The organism is Coxiella endosymbiont of Amblyomma americanum (assembly GCF_000815025.1).
Lineage (GTDB): Bacteria > Pseudomonadota > Gammaproteobacteria > Coxiellales > Coxiellaceae > Coxiella.
The window spans coordinates 126,330-143,880 of record NZ_CP007541.1 but is presented as its reverse complement, the minus strand read 5'-3'; the positions used below and the strand labels follow the sequence as shown (position 1 = coordinate 143,880).

Below are 17,551 nucleotides of genomic sequence, written 5' to 3'. Positions count from 1 at the left end.
TTGGATAAAATATGCATTCAAAAACCATAATTACATTAAGCCAAGATTTACATAAGAGAAAAGTATCGAGTATGGAACTCACAGAACATTTCCTTAACAGAATTAAAAACCTTGATCCAATACTAAATTGTTTTATTACTGTTAATGAAGAGCAAGCTGTAAAACAAGCAAAAATAGCCGATAAAATATTGGCTAAAAACAAAGCAACATCCCTTACTGGTATTCCAATTGCTCACAAAGATATTTTTTGTACTGAAGGCATAAAAACTAGTTGCGCATCTAAAATGCTCGATAATTTCATTGCCCCCTATGATGCTACTGTTGTAGAGCGTTTAAAAGCATCTGGAACAGTGTTAATTGGAAAGACCAATATGGATGAATTTGCGATGGGTTCTTCCAATGAAAATAGTTATTACGGACCTACTAAAAATCCGTGGAATATTAATCATACTCCTGGAGGATCTTCAGGAGGATCTGCGGCTGCTGTGGCAGCTCGGATAATTCCAGTAGCAACAGGAAGCGATACTGGAGGGTCTATTCGTCAACCAGCTGCTTTCTGTGGAGTTACTGGTCTGAAACCTACTTATGGACGCGTTTCTCGTTATGGTATGATCGCTTTCGCTTCAAGCTTAGACCAAGGTGGATTGTTAACTCAAACGGCTGAAGATGCTGCATTACTTCTTAATGTTATAGCATCTTATGACAATAAAGACTCCACCAGTATAAAAAGGGAGACTCCTAATTATTTATCTACCTTAAGACAACCTTTAAAAGATTTGAAAATCGGACTACCAAGAGAATATTTCAGTGGCGATTTAGAGATGGATATCATGCAATCTATTGAGGCCGTGAAAGAAGAATTTGAAAAAATGGGTGCTATTTTACTCGATATCAATTTACCACACACAAATTACGCTATACCGGTTTATCACATACTTGCTTCTGCCGAATGCTCTTCTAATTTATCACGTTACGATGGTATTCGCTATGGATATCGTTGTGCTAATCCTATCGATTTAGAAGATCTTTACAAACGTTCACGTACTGAAGGTCTTGGTTCTGAAGTCAAATGTAGAATTATAATAGGTACTTATGTACTTTCAGAAAGGCATTACAGTGCCTATTATCTAAAAGCACAAAAAGTGCGTCGTTTAATTAAAAACGATTTTATAAAGGCTTTTAAAAAAGTACATGCTATTTTGACTCCTGCAACACCTACTACAGCTTTTAAATTAGGTGAAAAAACAAAAGAGCCCATCGCGATGTATTTATCAGATATTTACACTATCGCTGTTAATCTCGCAGGATTGCCCGCCGTTGTATTTCCATCAGGATTTACTAATCAACTACCTATCGGTGTTCAATTGATTGGCAACTATTTTGAGGAATCACTTCTATTAAGGATGGTATACCAGTACCAACAAAGGACTGATTGGCATAAAAAATTACCAAACGAGTTTATATGAAGAATAATATAGAATGGCAACCTGTTATTGGTTTGGAAGTACACGTACAATTGTGCACACAGTCAAAAATTTTTTCTAGTGCTTCCGCAAGTTACGGTGCTACACCTAATACTCAAGCTTGCTTAGTAGATCTTGGATTTCCTGGAATTTTACCTGTTTTAAATAAAGAGGTAGTAAAATTAGCAATTCGTTTTGGATTATCTATCCAAGGCAAAATTATGAGACATGCTATTTTTTCCAGGAAAAATTATTTTTATCCCGACTTACCAAAAGGATACCAAATAAGTCAATACGATTTACCTATTGTCAAGTCTGGGTATTTAGATATTGAAATCGAAAAAGGTATTTTTAAACGCGTTAGAATTACTCGTGCACATTTAGAAGAAGATTCAGGCAAATCTATTCATGACGGAATACAACATGGTTATTCCGGCATTGATTTTAATCGTTCGGGAATCCCTCTATTGGAAATCGTTTCAGAACCAGATATTCACTCTGCTAAAGAAGCATTAATCTATTTAAAAACTTTACACACATTAATCCGTTATATCAAAATCAGTGACGCCAACATGCAAGAGGGAGCCTTTCGTTGTGACGTTAATATTTCCTTAAGCCCTTCTTTAAAAGGAAGAAAAACATTTAGAGCACGAACAGAAATTAAAAATATGAACTCATTTAGATTTATTAAGCGTGCAATTCTTTTTGAAATTTCTCGTCAAAAAAAACTTATACAATCTGGTAAAAAAATCACACAAGAAACTAGATTTTACGATGAAGTGCTTAACGAAACACGACCTATGCGAACTAAAGAGGAAGCACATGACTATCGATACTTTCCAGATCCGGATTTACTACCTCTGAATATCACATCAGAATTTATCGAGTCAATTAGAAATGCACTTCCCGAATTACCTGAAAAAAAACGTTGTCGGTTTCAAGAAAACTACAAATTAGATAACGATAGCGTTAAATTGCTTACCAAAAATATAGATATTGCTAATTACTTTGAGGATATATTAAAAATAGACAATACAATTTCTCCAAAATTAATCGCTAATTGGATTACCGGTAATCTCACAGCCGCTCTAAAAAAAAATAATCTTAACTTTTATGAGAGTCCAATTAACGCTAAACGATTATTAGGACTCTTACGAAGAATCTCCGATAACACATTATCCACTAGTATGGCGAGACAAATTTTCAATATCATGTGGAACACGACAGATGATGTTGACGCTATTATAAAACATCAGAATCTAAAAAAAGTAACAGATATTAAAAATTTGGAAAAAATTGTCAACGAAGTTATAGTAAAAAACCCTCAACAAGTAGCAGAATATCGCTCTGGCAAAATTACATTATTTACTTTTTTCGTTGGACAAATCATGAAAATAACGATGGGAAAAGTCAATCCTCAGCAAGTAAGAGAGCTGCTAAAAGAAAAATTATAACTTGTCCAGTTGCTTATTAAAAATTAGTTACATTTGCTCAAGAAGTTTGTACTAGAAATCACAAAAATTACAACCGATACAAGATTTATTTTCATTTTATTTATTATAGTATCTTTTCCACGAAGTGCTGCCCCCCGGTAAATCCTTAATCGAAACACCAAGAGCGGTTAATTGATCTCTTATCTTATCAGCAGACTTCCAATCCTTTTTATCTCGTACTTTATTACGGATGGTAATAAGGGCATTAATCTTTGCGATATCCGCTGACGCGATTTTATCGGTACCATGCAAAAACTGTTTAGCAGGGTGATTTAGCAAACCAAAAACATTACTCAAACGTTTTAATTCGAGCATTACTTTTACTGCTTTTTTTATTTGATTGGAAGTGCGTAACCGATTTATTGTGCGCACCATATCAAATAAAACTGAGAAAGCTATAGGAGTATTAAAATCATTATCCATAGCTTGATAAAACTGATTTGTATATCGTGAAATATCTTTTTCAGATTCTTCTACTGTAATGGGTAAATCGTGCATTGCTGAGTAAAATCGTTCTAAAGCTACACGACTGTTGCTCAGATTTTCCTCGGAATAATTTACAGGACTTCGATAATGACTTGATAATAAAAAGTACCGCAAAGTTTCAATATGGTTCTTTTTTAAAGCATTTCGAATCGAAATAGTATTCCCTGTGGATTTTGACATCTTTGCTTTATTAATTTTCAAGAGTCCTGAATGCATCCACAGATTTGCTAACTTCTTTTCTTCTATTACTTCTGATTGTGCAATTTCATTTTCATGATGAGGAAATTTAAGATCTATTCCTCCTCCATGAATATCAAAGGGTTGTCCTAAAAGATTGCTTGACATTACAGAACATTCGATATGCCAACCTGGACGTCCCTCACCCCATGGTGATTTCCATCGCGGTTCTCCTGGCTTAGCTTTTTTCCATAAAACAAAATCTAATGCATTATTTTTATTCTCATTAATTGCTAATCGAGTTTTAAAGTAAAACTCGTCAAAATTGCGATGCGATAATTTACCATATCTATCAAAGCTACGAACGTTAAAGTAAACATCTCTATTCTCTCCAATATAAGCATATTGGCTCTTAAGCAGCTTTTCTATAAAAATAATTATTTCCGAAATATATTCTGTTACTCGCGGCTCAACATCCGGTGGTAAAATTTTCAACACTTTTTGATCTTCATGTAAAATTTGAATAAACCGATTTGCTAAATCTACTGGATTTTCTTTATTCTCTTGAGCGCTTTTGATTATTTTATCATCAATATCTGTAATGTTGCGAACGAAAGTAACTTCATAACCACGCATACGTAAATAGCGCACAACCATATCAAAAATAATTAACGAACGAGCATGGCCAATATGGCTGTAATCGTAAACCGTAACTCCACACACATAAAGTTTAACTTTTCCCGCTTCAATAGGTTTAAACACTTCTTTTTTTTGTGTAAGACTATTAAAAATTTTCATCGACAAGCTTCTTGTAATCGTTTCCATATAATTCGATCGTCCATCAATGCAATTAGTTTAGACAATTCGGGACCATGTGCTACTCCTGTTAAAGCTAAACGCAAAGGACTGCAAATTCCTCCCTTTTCATCTAAAGACAGATGGTTTTTTATGTAGTCAATAATGGATTCTAAATCTCTATTAAATTTCCTAAACCCTTTTAAAGCTGTTTTGAAATAATTTTTCCTTGTTTCTTCTTGTAAGGCTCTCAGAGCAGATATTAGAGATAGGCTGTCATTAAAACAAACATCTATCCAATAACTAACATCTCGAGGAAATATTATATTAGGTTTTACTGTTTCCAAAAATATATTGAGCTTATCACTTGGAATTTTTGACTTTAATGCTACATCCTCTTTTACCCATTTCCAAAAATGGTCTTGTGGCAACTGGGCTACAGCTTTTTTTTGCCAATAATTCAATTGCTGTATATTGAATTTAGATGGTGATTTACTAAGAAACGCAATATTAAATTCTTTAGCTAATTCAATTAATGACAAAAGTTTATTACTTTCATAATAATGTCCTAAACGGGCTAAACAATTCACTATTGCTTCAGGTAAATAACCTATTCTTCGTAGTTCTTTAATACTACGACTTCCGTAACGTTTAGAAAGAGGATTACCATCAGATTCTATAATTAGAGAAGTATGTCCATAAAATGGAACTGGTAATTTCAATGCTCGCAAAATTAAAAGTTGTTTCGGAGTATTTGTTAAATGATCTTCACCACGCAACACATGAGTAACTTTCATTAAAGCATCGTCAATCGCATTACAAAAAATAAAAGATGCAACACTACTAGCCCTACGAATAACAAAATCTCCAATATCGTTAGTTTTATATTTCTGTTCACCTCTTACGAAATCTGTAAAAACGATCATTTCATTATCAGGTACACGAAATCGTATAGCAGGGCGTAGTTTTGCAGATAATTTTTTTTCTATTTCTTTTTCAGATAAAGTACGACAAGTTCCAATGTAACGTTGTGGTTTTCCGGACGATTTTTGCTTTTTTCGAGAGAGTGTTAATTGCTCTTCACTGCAAAAACAAGGGTATACAAATCCCGTCTCTTTTAGACGTTGACAATAGTCATTGTAAATACCTTGTCGCTCAGATTGATAGTATGGACTGCTGCCACCATCTTTATTAGGGCCTTCTTTCCACTCTAATCCCATCCACAACAGATCATCTTGAAGATTTCGTTCAAATATTTTCTTTGAACGCGTCATATCACTGTCTTCAATTCTAAGCAAGAATATCCCCTTTTTATTTTTTGCAAGCAAAAAGTTAAAAAGGGCTGTTCTGGCGCTCCCAAAATGTATAAGCCCAGTGGGACTAGGACAAAAACGACTTTTAACCATCAGATTTCTATTTCCTTTTCCTTAAAATGCACTATTATAATTTTAATCAATTTGCTAATTACATAAAAATTAGCAACTAAAAAATTCACTATCTATTTTTTCATAGTATTCTTACCGTAAAATAGTTTTTATTACAACGAGTAAAACATTATTATTAATGGAGATAAACAGTTCTGTGAAGCCACATACTTTATTCATTTCCGATTTGCATTTAGAAGAAAGTGCCTATAATACTACAACGCTCTTTCTTCAATTTATAAAAGAAAGAGCGTTAAAAGCTGATGCGCTTTACATTCTCGGTGATCTTTTTGAATCTTGGATAGGCGATGATAATCATACCGATTTTAATCAACGAATTATTTTGACACTACGTTTCCTCATTAGCAATGGAACTCCTATTTATTTCATGCCAGGAAATCGCGATTTTTTAATAGGAAAACAATTTGCAAGAAACACAGGAGTAATTTTAATAGAAGATCCCACAATCATCTCTTTATACAATAAATCCATTTTATTAGTGCATGGTGATAGCTTTTGCACATTAGATCATAAACATCAATCCTATCGACGAAAAATTACCAAACGATGGATAAAAGCGCTAATACTATCACTTCCCTTAATTCTACGTCGCAAGTTAGCAAAAAAATTACGTCAAAAAAGTCAGAACCGCAATCGCTATTTATCTAATGAAATTACCGATGTCAATCCAGAGGAAGTCTTATATATCATGCGTAAAACGGAAGTAGAATTATTAATTCATGGCCACACTCACCGACCAGCTATTCATAACTTCTTAATAAAGAACAAGCCTGTCAAACGTGTAGCCTTAGGAGCATGGCACAACAACAAGGAAAGTGTCCTCTTCTACTTTAACAATGGAGAATTTGAGCTCTCCTTTTAAATCTCTTTAGAAATTAAGCTAATGTACTGGTCTCTAGTAAATACCAAATTATCGTTATTAGTAGAAAACCAAAACCAACAATTTGTTATCTTGCCTTAAGAATCAACATTTTAATTTCCTTAACAGCCAAACTTAAACCAACAAAAATAGCACGAGAAATAATACTATGACCAATATTCAATTCATTAATTATTGGAATAGCTGCAATGGGCTGGATATTATGAATTGTTAATCCATGGCCAGCATTCACCGAAAGGCCTAAATTATAAGCATAATTTGCCATAAAAGTAATTCGTTTTAATTCTTTTTTTCGAGTATAGTCGTTTTTTGCGTCAGCATAATGGCCTGTATGAATTTCGATGGTAGTTACTCCACAATCTTTTGCAGCATCGATTTGTTCTACAACTGCATCGATAAACAAAGACATTGTAATTCCTATATCTGCAAAATGAGAACAAATTGCTTTAATGCGCTTTTTTTGGCTAACGACATCTAATCCTCCTTCCGTAGTCAACTCCTCTCGTTGTTCAGGAACGAGACAACAGTATCGCGGTTTTATTTTTTTAGCAAATTGAACAATAGATTGATTCACTGCCATCTCTAAATTTAGAGGTATCATCATTGCATCCAATTTCTGTTTTAAATTACACACATCATTATCTTGAATATGACGTCTATCTTCGCGCAAATGCAAGGTAATGGTATCAGCACCAGATTTCACTGCAACCAAAGCCGCTTCCGCTGGATCGGGATAATTAGTTTTACGTGCCTGGCGTAACGTAGCCACATGATCAATATTTACCCCTAAACGAACCATAAAAACCCTTTCATATTCAAAATACTAATAACTCTACACATCCTATCGTAATAATTCCTGAGTTTTAAGTGGATTACTACCAAGCAAATTCCTTAATACTAGTCGCATGAGATGTTTCATTTCTTTAATCAAATGTGCATTTGAAAACACTTCTTCTCGTAAAGCAAGTAAACTTTTTCCTGAAAATGTATTTACTTTCCCATTTTCTTTATTACAAGAAGCAAATCCTTGTTCAGGGATATATTGATAAAACTTGTCTTTTTTTAACGAAGTTCTTTTAATGTCATATTCTAAGGGCAAACCATACCCAAGCCGTTCTAATAGTCGTTTTTCAAAACTTCGTAAAGAAATTTCTATGTGACCTTTAGATAAGGTTTCTAATGAATTTTTATAATAATAGAATAAACAGCTGTCTGGATCATTAGGAGGTAATAAACGTAATACTAATTCATTTAAATAAAAACCACATAACAAAGCCTTTCCTTCTAAAGAAACAGGCATCTCATTCAGTTCTACTTTCCCTAAAGATTTCAAACTTGCTCGACCTGACCAAGAAATAAGAAAAGGGGAAAATAATTCTAATTTACCTTTATAACGCGATTTTAATCCTCTGGCGCTTCGTGCAAAAATCGAAACTCGTCCATAATTTAATGTTAAACATTCAAGAATTAAACTCGTATTGCCATACGGTCGTCGATGCAAAATGAAAGCAGATTCTAAAACAACACGATGATATGCTATCATGTTTCTATATAATACTTTTAAAAAACATTGTTATTTGATAACTATCCCCTCTTAAACTTAACCCATATGTGCAAAAATATTTTCTGTCCAAATAATTTCTCCATATCAATGCGTGCAGATATACCAATTTTTTTTATCCACTTACCATATTTTCCTATCACAATACCCTTTTGCCCCCTTCGTGTAACCCAAATTATAGCTGAAATATAAAGAACATTTTCTTTTCGTTGAAACATTATAACCGTTACTGTTAATAAATAAGGAATTTCTTGATTTAGTAATCGCATAAGTTTTTCACGAATTATTTCAGCCGCTATAAATTGATCATTACGATCTGTAATCTGTTCTGGAGGAAAAGAAAAGCAGGATTCTGGCATTTGCTCATTGATTTTCCGTTCTAAAACTTTAATTTGATCACCAGTTTTTACAGAAATAGGGATAATTTCACTAAATGCATGCAAAAAAGAAATCCTTTTAATAAATGGTAATAGTTCCACAAGATTTCTAACCTGATCAGTTTTATTAATGATTAAAAAAATAGGAACTTTAATACCTTGCAAATATTTTAACACTAAAGCATCTTGCTCATTCCAATAAGGTTCAATAACAAAAAGAACAAGATTGATATTTTCTTGTAACGCTCCACAAGCAATTCGATTCGCATAACAACCAGTCATCTTGGATAATTGCAAAAGAAAACCTGGGGTATCAATATAAATTACCTGAGTATTGTCAAAAGTTTTAATCCCTAAAATTCGATGACGAGTAGTTTGAGGTTTTTGTGACGTAATGCTTATCTTGCAACCTACAATTTGATTAAATAACGAAGATTTACCTACATTAGGTCGACCAATAATAACAGTACGCCCACAATGAGTAATTTCCTTATTCATTCTTCTCTACTAGTTCTAAAAAACGCATAGCGGCAGTCTGTTCTGCTTGTCGACGTGTAGTGCCAATACCTTCCGTTCTATGAAACAATCCTTTAATGCAACAAGTAGCTGTAAAAATTTTGGCGTGCGCTTCTCCACTCGTCAATATCTCATAAATAGGAAGTGACAGCTTGCGTGCTTGCGACCATTCTTGTAAACGTGATTTTGCATCTTTTTTCGGAATTAATGTAGATAAATCATCTATCCGCTCACTGTACCAACTTAACAAACAGCAACGACATTTCTCTAGTCCAGCATCAAGATAAATAGCACCAACTACAGCTTCCAAGGCGTCCGATAAAATCGATAACTGCGCTCTTCTTTTATGTTCACTCGCTCCCACAAGTAAATTGGCATCGATTCCCAAATTAACTGATAATTGTGCTAACACATTACCATTAACGACAGAAGCGCGCATTTGGCTTAATTCTCCCTCTTGAGCCTTAGGGTATCTTTTGTACAATTCGAGTGTAATAACAAATCCTAAAATAGAATCCCCTAAAAATTCCAATCGTTCATTATTGTTTACTCCAACGCTTCGGTGACTTAATGCCATTTGGAGCAAACCAACATCATTAAATTGATGTTTTAAATTCTGCATTAATTCATCAAACTTATTCATAATCTTTCATGGAGATAAAATAAAAGCTTTTATAATACGCTACCGAAACGGCGCCATCGAATATGTTTATTTAAAGAATCCCAGCTAAAGCAAATCCTAAAAAAAGCTTTTCCAATTAAATTTTGTTCTGGAACAAACCCCCACTGACGACTGTCATCGCTGTTGTCTCGATTATCTCCCATTACAAAATAATGTTTAGAAGGAACTACCAAATCACAATTTTCAATTTCTCCTCCAACAGAATGTATATAGATTCTATGTTTTATGCTGTACAGATCTTCTTCTTTCACATATATAGTCCATGGATACCCCTTTAACGAATCAATACTATTATTCATCTTATAAAGAAGTTTTTGCTTTTGTTGTCGACCATTAATATATAGTTGCTTGTGTTTATACACAATGTGATCACCTGGCAATCCAATAACGCGTTTAACAAAAATAATTTTTAGATTTTTAGGCCACCGAAACACAACAATCTGACCGCGTTTTGGTTCATTGACAGAGAAAATTTTTTTATTAATTACAGGAAAACGGAGTCCGTAAGCAAATTGTTCTACCATAATAAAATCACCCGGCATGACAGAAGGTTCTAATGAACCTGTCAATACGTGATAAGGTTGAATAATAAAAGATCGTACTACCCAAACAATTAATAATGGAGGAAAAAAAGTTTTACTACAATCAAAGACAGTTTTAAATTTTAAAGATATACTTTCCAAAGAGTTATGCTTCTTCACGAAAAATAAACTAGTAAAAAAAACTATTCCAGTTAACAATACTATAACTGTTAAATAAAAGGAAAAATCAAATATCATACTCTGTACCTAATATAGCTAAAAATACCTCTTGGGATACAGTAACATTACCTATTTGTTTCATACGTTTCTTTCCAATTTTTTGTTTCTCTAGCAATTTTTTTTTTCTAGTTACATCCCCTCCATAGCATTTAGCTACTACGTTTTTACGTAACGCTTTCACTACAGTACGTGCAATAATCTTAGTACCGATCGCGGCTTGAATAACTACTTCAAACATTTGCCTCTGGATCAAATTTTTTAACCGATCTGCTAATACGCGTCCTCGCAAATAGGCTTGATCTTTAGGCACAATAGTTGACAAAACATCTACAACTTTCCCAGAAATTAAAATATCCAATTTTACTAGATCTGCTTTTCTAAAGTGACTAATATTGTAATCTAAAGAAGCATATCCATGACTTATAGATTTTAAACAATGAAAAAAATCCACTACTACTTCACTCAGTGGAATTTCATATTTTATTGATACTTGATTTCTTACATACAATAATTCTTTTTGCACACCTCGTTTTTTTATGCACAAACCGATTACCGCGCCTAAAAATTCTGAAGGCACCAATATATTTACCATCGCGATAGGCTCTCGAATTTCAGAAATTTTTGTAATTATAGGCAAACAATTTGGATTATCAATGTATAACAACTCATTTTTTCTCGTTAAGATCTGATAATTTACTGTAGGTGATGTGACAATTAATTCAAGATTGTATTCACGTTTCAAACGTTCTTGAATAATTTCCATATGAAGTATACCAAGAAAACCACAACGAAACCCAAAACCAATAATTCTTGAAAATTCTGGCTCATAAAATAAGGCTGAATCATTCAGACGAAGTTTAGCAAGTGCTTCGCGAAATGCTTGATATCGATCAGAATACATAGGAAATAAACTGGCAAACACTCGAGGTTTAACTTTCTGAAAACCAGATAAAGGTATTTTGACAGGATCTGTAGCGCGTGTTAATGTATCTCCTACAGGAGCACCAAGAATATCTTTAATTCCAGCAATCACAAACCCTATCATACCAATCTCTAACTTTTCTAAAAATCGACGTTTCGGTGTAAAACAACCTATTTGATCAACGTGATAGTCTCTATTTGTAGATAGAATTTTAATCTTATCTCCTTTATATAAAGTGCCGACTTTTACTCTCACCAAGGACACTACTCCCAAATAACTATCAAACCAAGAATCGATAATTAAAGCTTTTAATGGTGCTTTAGGATCACCTGCCGGTGGAGGAAAAGTGACAATAAGTTTTTCTATTAGTTCTTGAATCCCATGACCCAATTTAGCGCTTATCTGCATGATATCGTGCGTTTTAATACCAAGAATCTCTTTAATTTCCTGCATAGCACGATCAGAGCTTGCTTGCGGTAAATCAATCTTATTCAGAACCGGTAATATTGTAATGCCTTGTTTCATAGCCGAACAACAGGTTGTTATTGTCTGTGCCTCTACACCTTGAGAAGCGTCTATTACTAATAAAGCACCTTCGCAAGCTGCTAAGGATCGAGATACTTCATACGAGAAATCCACATGCCCAGGAGTATCGATAACATTTAATTGATAGATAACTCCTGCATGGGATCGATAGATTAAAGAAACGCTCTGCGCTTTAACAGTAATTCCACGTTCTCGCTCAATATCCATTGAATCAAGTACTTGATTTCTCATCTCACGATCGGTTAGTCCACCACATAGATGAATCAACCGATCCGCTAATGTAGACTTACCATGATCAATATGTGCGATAATCGAAAAATTACGAACAAATCTTTGAGAAACCGTTTCCATCGAATCAACCATATATGTCTAAGCGATAAAAGTTGCCCATACAAAACGGATACATTGCTATCTTATAAAAGTCTAAATTTAAAAATTTTATTTCAATTAAGGATAAAACCTCGTAGTATACAAATAAAAAATATAAAGAAATCGCTTCGTTTCTCTTATGGAAAAATTGATTGCGCGCTTTTTTTAATAATGAAGTTAAAAGAAAAATATTGCTACCTGTTTTCTTTTCCATACGTCTCTAGTTTAATCACCCAACCCCATTCTAAATCTTTTACTGTAAATTCTTCGCAAATACAATAACCTACGACAGATACTAATTGTTCGTTATAATAAATTAACGGAATAGAGCTACGTTGCCATACCGGAATTTTCCATCCTTGCATTAATTTTTTTAATGTGTGATGTTCTTTTTTTCCTATAGGACGACATCGTTCGCCTCCTTTCCGAAAACACACCATTACCTGATGAGTAAAAAATACATCTTTAATTTTAATTCCTTTACCTTTTCGTTTAACAGCTTTTAAAACTCCTAACCTGTTAGGAAGAATTAAAACACTTTGCATGTCCCATGAAATAGATAAATTAGTACTGTGTAAATTAGTGTCGTGATTTTTTGAAAAATAAGACAAATATAGCATATCTCTGTATCGACGAATTTTCACATTATCGTAAATAAAAACAGGATTTGCGTCTCTCGACGCTTTTAATACATCTTTTCGTATCTGTTCTAATTGTTTAGTCTGAGGTACAGAAAATCCTTCACGAGAAATCCATCGTCGTAAAACATTTCTCTGACGCGGAGGTGTTAACCGTAATATTAGCTTAACTGCCAATTGCATACCAATTTGTATAGTTAATAAATCTTTATCTGCTAATTGATTCAGTAAAAAATTCGCCTCAGCGCAGTGATTTGCTGATCGAGAAATTACAGAAAAAACTGCAGGCCATCGTTCTTGTAAAGAAGGCAATGTTTTATGACGTAAATAATTACGATTAAATCGCAATTCCGAATTCATACCGTCCTCAACCCAACGTAAACAGTTTCTTACGGCATAATTTTTCAATGCACTGCGATGAAAATTTAGTAGTAAACGTAATAAATAGCCAGCACCCAACCGTTTCTTTATTGGCATAGCGCTTAATCCTGTGACGCCAGCACCACGCATCAATTGAAGTAGAAAAGTTTCTGCTTGATCATTTTGAGTATGAGCTGTTAATATGTTTTCATCCTTTTGAACAACACGGCAAAATACTTCATAACGAGCTTCTCGTGCAATTTTTTCAATACTATCACCTGGGAAAATAGCCAATTTTAACCTTTCTACTTGAAAAGGTATTTTTAATGACTTACAGACACACTGACAATGCTGTTCCCAAAGATCAGATTCTGGACTAAGTTTATGATTAATATGTAAAGCTTGAATATTCCAACATGGGTTTTTTTTAACGCATTCACTCATTACATGTAAAAGAACATGAGAATCTAAACCTCCACTATAAGCGATATAGAAATTAAAATTATTAGTAAGCGTAGTTAGTATCGCAAAAAGTTTATCAGAAGTAAGCGTATTATCAGTTTTTTCCATAACTGAGCCATCGCTTATAACGTTCTTCTAAAATAGAATCAATGGATTTATCTTGTAAAGCGGACAAGTGTAAACATAAACGTTCTTTGATTTTTTCTGCCATTGTATTAACATCACGATGAGCTCCACCAAGTGGTTCTTGTATTATTTCATCAATTAGATCTAATTTATAAAGTCGTTCCGAAGTTAATTCAAGTGCTTCAGCGGCTTCTCCAGATTTTTTGGTATTTTTCCATAAAATAGAAGCACAACCTTCTGGAGAGATCACAGAATAATAAGCGTACTGCAACATTAAAGTACGATCTCCTACCCCAATAGCTAATGCACCACCAGAACAACCTTCTCCAATTACAGTACATATAATTGGAGTTTTTAATTGTGACATCTCATAAATATTCCTAGCGATAGCTTCGCTTTGATTACGTTCTTCGGCACCTATACCAGGATAAGCGCCCGGTGTATCAATAAACGTGACAACCGGAATTGTAAACTTCTCAGCAAGCTTCATCAATCGCAATGCTTTTCGAAATCCTTCAGGTTTTGTCATTCCAAAATTTCGGGAAATTTTTTCTTTGGTATCTCGACCTTTTTCCTGACCAATGATCATAACGGGTTCACTGTCTAAACGACCTAATCCTCCAATTATTCCAGTATCATCTCCATAATGGCGGTCACCATGCAGTTCATCAAAATCTAAAAAAATCCTCTGAAGATAATCAACAGTATGTGGACGTAGAGGATGTCGAGCTAATTGCACAATTTGATATGCTTTTAAATTAGAGAAAATTTCTTGTGTTAACTGAAAATTTTTTTCTTCTAGATTAGCAATTGCGTCAACAAAATTAATTTCCTTACTAGTATTCACACGATGCAACTCGTTAATCTTTTCCTGAAGTTCCGCGATCGGTTGTTCAAAATCTAAATAATCTAGATTCATAATTAACCCCGTTAATAAGCATGGTAAAGTAAATATAACAGTTTTACTTTATTCCTACTAAAGAAACAATATGCCATTCTTCACTTTAGTGAAGTGAAGCAATTGTTTTATTAGTATTATCACTACCTAAATTCGGATTTATATCTTTACATTGCATTCGTCAATGTCGCTATTTTCTATTAATAAGTGATACTTTTGCTGATAGAATCTTTTTTGGAATGGCAGTCTTGCATTTACCTCCTGATGCTATTAGGAAGTTATTAAATAAAATAATAATTACATAAGCACATCACAACCATGTAAGTTAATAAGTTGTTTTACATTCACAATATTTTTCTTAAGGGCTTGTAACCAATCTAGTTTCATACATTAAATGAAGTAATTTGTAATTTTACTTGCATTATCGTAAATTGTTAGAATCATGGGAAGGTAACCTGATTGCCTTTAATGCACCCTTACGACCAAGATTGATGAAAAAGTTCCTGAATAGCTTTTCTAGGATCTAAGTCTTCGTGAAAAATACGATAACTTTGCTGAATGACAGGCATATCAATTTTATGTCTTTTTGCAAGCATCCACACTTGACTGACATTATGAAGACCTTCAATCGCTTGACCAATAGATTGTTCAGCAACTTGTCTATTTACACCTTTTCCTAAAGCCATACCAAATCGTCGATTACGCGATTGATTATCTGTACAGGTGAGCACTAAGTCTCCTAATCCAGCTAATCCAGTCAAAGTTTTCTCCTCTCCTCCCAATACCTTAACTAAACGACTCATTTCTATAAGACCTCGAGTAATTAAAGCAGCTCGAGCGTTTGCTCCTAGAACTAACCCATCACTAATCCCAATCACAATAGCTAATATACTTTTTACACTTCCACAAATTTCTACACCTATCAAATCATTACTCTGATGCGCTTGAAAGTAAGGACTATTTAGTCTTTTAATTAAATCATAAGCAAATTTTGTGTCGTTACTTGCTACCGTTATTGCGGTTGGCAATCCAGCAGCTACTTCAGTAGCAAGACTGGGACCTGATAATGCTGCAACGGGCATTTGTCCTAATTCTGTCTCAATAACTTCGTGTAATAAATGACCACCGAGAGCAATACCTTTAGTTCCCCAGGCAATCCGTCTTGGAAAATTAATGTATGGCTTTATCTCTTTTAATACTCTTTGAAATGCAAAACTAGGTACGACAATTAATATATCATGCACTCCTTCTAGACTCGCTTTTAAATCATGATAAACGCACAATGACTTCGGAAATGGGTAGTCTGGTAAATATCGACGATTAGTACCCTCTGATCGCATTTCTTTTACATGTTCCTTTTTACGAGACCATAGTCGAATGTCTTGCTGTCTACGGGACAGTAAAAGAGCAAGAGCCGTTCCCCAAGAACCAGCACCAAGTATAGCCAGGAGATCATGATTTTTTTTTATCATTTTTAATGCATACGACCCCTATCATTACACCCTTTAATTCGACTACGTTTTTCTAAAAGAGAGTCAAAATTTATTGGTGCTAAATAAAGATGAGGAAACCCTCCACGAACCACCATATCGGTGATTGCTTCTCTTGCATATGGATAAAGAATGTTGGGACACAAGCTTTCTAGAACAGGTCGAATCTGGTCTTCGGGAAAATTTTTCACAACAAAAATTCCAGCTTGAAAAATCTCTGCTATAAAGATAGTTCTTGCTTCCATTTTAACCGTAGCTTTCACAACTAAAACCACCTCATGATTGTTATTCCCTAAGTCATTTGCCTTAGTAGTCAAATCTAAATTTAATTCTGGTCTCCATACTTCAAAAAATACTTGAGGGCTATGCGGAGATTCAAATGACGAATCTTTTACGTACAATCGTTGTATAGTGAATTCTGGGTTATGTTTTGACTGATTAACATTTTGCTTTTCTGCCATTCTGTTTTCTCAATTTTTGACAATTGGTATAATGACTAACTTCCCTATTTGACTCTAACCTTTTTATTGTCAAATCATTATTTTCTGAATACTCAAATAAAGTATTTATAGAACACCTTTTCATTTAAACAATCTACGCGATGCTAATATAATAATGAAAAACTGTTCTGCTTAGCTACGTAATTTTACCACTGGCATATTAGAACTTTTCCAAGCACCCATACCACCAGACAGTATATAAATTTTTTGAAAATCGTGTTTCCGTAATTTATTCATAAAGCGTAAGGATTTATTACCAAACGAACAAACAATAATTAATGGTTTTTGTTTATATTGATTAATCGCATTTAACTGCTCATTTAATGCAACAATAGGAATATTAATTGCGTGCGTAATATGTCCTTTCTCAAATATTTTAGAATCACGAATATCAATAACTATGGCTTTTTCATTATTGATCAACCACACCACTTGAGAAGGTGTTAAATGAGTATTTCTTCCAATACCTTGCTTCCAACGTACGTCTAAAAATAGTAAAAATAATGTGACAATAAATCCTGTAACCAAAATCCAATGATTAGGAACAAACTGAACAAATTTCTCCATAAAAACATACATTTAGTTATAGAACCTCGCTGAGTAT

Annotated in this window: 16 protein-coding genes; 3 read left to right on the top strand and 13 right to left on the bottom strand. The window is 33.8% G+C overall.

The window, feature by feature from the left end; genetic code table 11:
* Positions 1–11 precede the first annotated feature (11 nt).
* Both gatA and gatB read left to right on the top strand, forming a co-directional pair.
* Positions 12–1,466 (top strand): Asp-tRNA(Asn)/Glu-tRNA(Gln) amidotransferase subunit GatA, encoded by a 1,455-nt coding sequence (gatA, locus tag Z664_RS00625; protein ID WP_039669822.1) that lies wholly within the window; start codon positions 12–14, stop codon positions 1,464–1,466.
* An 8-nt stretch (positions 1,467–1,474) separates the two neighbouring features.
* Entirely contained in the window at positions 1,475–2,917 is a 1,443-nt protein-coding gene (gene gatB, locus Z664_RS00620) for an Asp-tRNA(Asn)/Glu-tRNA(Gln) amidotransferase subunit GatB (protein WP_039670181.1), read from the top strand.
* A 96-nt stretch (positions 2,918–3,013) separates the two neighbouring features.
* Here gatB and cysS read toward each other — a convergent pair whose 3' ends face one another.
* Positions 3,014–4,417 carry a cysteine--tRNA ligase gene (cysS, locus tag Z664_RS00615; protein ID WP_039669821.1) on the bottom strand — a complete coding sequence of 468 codons (1,404 nt, stop codon included), beginning with the start codon at positions 4,415–4,417 and terminating at the stop codon, positions 3,014–3,016.
* Positions 4,414–5,820 (bottom strand): glutamate--tRNA ligase, encoded by a 1,407-nt coding sequence (gene gltX / locus Z664_RS00610; RefSeq protein ID WP_039669820.1) that lies wholly within the window; start codon positions 5,818–5,820, stop codon positions 4,414–4,416. Before gltX ends, cysS begins: the two co-directional genes overlap by 4 nt.
* 157 nt (positions 5,821–5,977) lie before the next feature.
* Here gltX and Z664_RS00605 point away from each other — a divergent pair, with 157 nt between their 5' ends.
* Positions 5,978–6,721 (top strand): UDP-2,3-diacylglucosamine diphosphatase, encoded by a 744-nt coding sequence (locus Z664_RS00605; protein ID WP_039669819.1) that lies wholly within the window; start codon positions 5,978–5,980, stop codon positions 6,719–6,721.
* 85 nt (positions 6,722–6,806) lie between these two features.
* Here the strand turns inward: Z664_RS00605 and pdxJ are convergent, their stop codons facing one another.
* The 11 genes from pdxJ to Z664_RS00545 form a co-directional block, all read right to left on the bottom strand.
* Complete coding sequence (gene pdxJ, locus Z664_RS00600; protein ID WP_039669818.1) at positions 6,807–7,538, bottom strand: pyridoxine 5'-phosphate synthase; 732 nt, start codon at positions 7,536–7,538, stop codon at positions 6,807–6,809.
* A 42-nt stretch (positions 7,539–7,580) separates the two neighbouring features.
* Positions 7,581–8,282, bottom strand: coding sequence for a DNA repair protein RecO (recO, locus tag Z664_RS00595; protein WP_039669817.1), 702 nt, complete (start codon positions 8,280–8,282; stop codon positions 7,581–7,583).
* Positions 8,283–8,323: 41 nt separating this feature from the next.
* Positions 8,324–9,175 carry a GTPase Era gene (era, locus tag Z664_RS00590; RefSeq protein ID WP_039670180.1) on the bottom strand — a complete coding sequence of 284 codons (852 nt, stop codon included), beginning with the start codon at positions 9,173–9,175 and terminating at the stop codon, positions 8,324–8,326.
* Positions 9,168–9,836 carry a ribonuclease III gene (gene rnc / locus Z664_RS00585; RefSeq protein ID WP_039669816.1) on the bottom strand — a complete coding sequence of 223 codons (669 nt, stop codon included), beginning with the start codon at positions 9,834–9,836 and terminating at the stop codon, positions 9,168–9,170. The genes era and rnc overlap by 8 nt, the downstream gene beginning before the upstream one ends.
* A gap of 29 nt (positions 9,837–9,865) precedes the next feature.
* Positions 9,866–10,558, bottom strand: coding sequence for a signal peptidase I (gene lepB / locus Z664_RS00580; RefSeq protein WP_230206112.1), 693 nt, complete (start codon positions 10,556–10,558; stop codon positions 9,866–9,868).
* A gap of 85 nt (positions 10,559–10,643) precedes the next feature.
* Positions 10,644–12,455, bottom strand: coding sequence for a translation elongation factor 4 (gene lepA, locus Z664_RS00575; RefSeq protein ID WP_039670179.1), 1,812 nt, complete (start codon positions 12,453–12,455; stop codon positions 10,644–10,646).
* A gap of 212 nt (positions 12,456–12,667) precedes the next feature.
* On the bottom strand, positions 12,668–14,041 hold the full coding sequence (gene tilS / locus Z664_RS00565; RefSeq protein WP_052246307.1) for a tRNA lysidine(34) synthetase TilS: 1,374 nt from the start codon (positions 14,039–14,041) through the stop codon (positions 12,668–12,670).
* Positions 14,028–14,978, bottom strand: a complete 951-nt coding sequence (locus Z664_RS00560; RefSeq protein WP_039669813.1) for an acetyl-CoA carboxylase carboxyltransferase subunit alpha — start codon at positions 14,976–14,978, stop codon at positions 14,028–14,030. Before Z664_RS00560 ends, tilS begins: the two co-directional genes overlap by 14 nt.
* Positions 14,979–15,433: 455 nt before the next feature.
* Positions 15,434–16,429 carry an NAD(P)H-dependent glycerol-3-phosphate dehydrogenase gene (locus tag Z664_RS00555; protein WP_039669812.1) on the bottom strand — a complete coding sequence of 332 codons (996 nt, stop codon included), beginning with the start codon at positions 16,427–16,429 and terminating at the stop codon, positions 15,434–15,436.
* A 2-nt stretch (positions 16,430–16,431) separates the two neighbouring features.
* Positions 16,432–16,908, bottom strand: a complete 477-nt coding sequence (gene secB / locus Z664_RS00550) for a protein-export chaperone SecB (RefSeq protein WP_039669811.1) — start codon at positions 16,906–16,908, stop codon at positions 16,432–16,434.
* Positions 16,909–17,079: 171 nt separating this feature from the next.
* Positions 17,080–17,514 (bottom strand): rhodanese-like domain-containing protein, encoded by a 435-nt coding sequence (locus Z664_RS00545; RefSeq protein WP_039670177.1) that lies wholly within the window; start codon positions 17,512–17,514, stop codon positions 17,080–17,082.
* Positions 17,515–17,551 lie beyond the last annotated feature (37 nt).

Coding starts and splice junctions, on each gene's coding strand:
- gatA (WP_039669822.1), top strand. CDS start 12: ATGCATTCAAAAACCATAATTACATTAAGCCAAGATTTACATAAGAGA.
- cysS (WP_039669821.1), bottom strand. CDS start 4,417: ATGAAAATTTTTAATAGTCTTACACAAAAAAAAGAAGTGTTTAAACCT.
- gltX (WP_039669820.1), bottom strand. CDS start 5,820: ATGGTTAAAAGTCGTTTTTGTCCTAGTCCCACTGGGCTTATACATTTT.
- Z664_RS00605 (WP_039669819.1), top strand. CDS start 5,978: ATGGAGATAAACAGTTCTGTGAAGCCACATACTTTATTCATTTCCGAT.
- pdxJ (WP_039669818.1), bottom strand. CDS start 7,538: ATGGTTCGTTTAGGGGTAAATATTGATCATGTGGCTACGTTACGCCAG.
- recO (WP_039669817.1), bottom strand. CDS start 8,282: ATGATAGCATATCATCGTGTTGTTTTAGAATCTGCTTTCATTTTGCAT.
- era (WP_039670180.1), bottom strand. CDS start 9,175: ATGAATAAGGAAATTACTCATTGTGGGCGTACTGTTATTATTGGTCGA.
- rnc (WP_039669816.1), bottom strand. CDS start 9,836: ATGAATAAGTTTGATGAATTAATGCAGAATTTAAAACATCAATTTAAT.
- lepA (WP_039670179.1), bottom strand. CDS start 12,455: ATGGAAACGGTTTCTCAAAGATTTGTTCGTAATTTTTCGATTATCGCA.
- tilS (WP_052246307.1), bottom strand. CDS start 14,041: ATGGAAAAAACTGATAATACGCTTACTTCTGATAAACTTTTTGCGATA.
- Z664_RS00560 (WP_039669813.1), bottom strand. CDS start 14,978: ATGAATCTAGATTATTTAGATTTTGAACAACCGATCGCGGAACTTCAG.
- Z664_RS00555 (WP_039669812.1), bottom strand. CDS start 16,429: ATGATAAAAAAAAATCATGATCTCCTGGCTATACTTGGTGCTGGTTCT.
- secB (WP_039669811.1), bottom strand. CDS start 16,908: ATGGCAGAAAAGCAAAATGTTAATCAGTCAAAACATAACCCAGAATTC.
- Z664_RS00545 (WP_039670177.1), bottom strand. CDS start 17,514: ATGGAGAAATTTGTTCAGTTTGTTCCTAATCATTGGATTTTGGTTACA.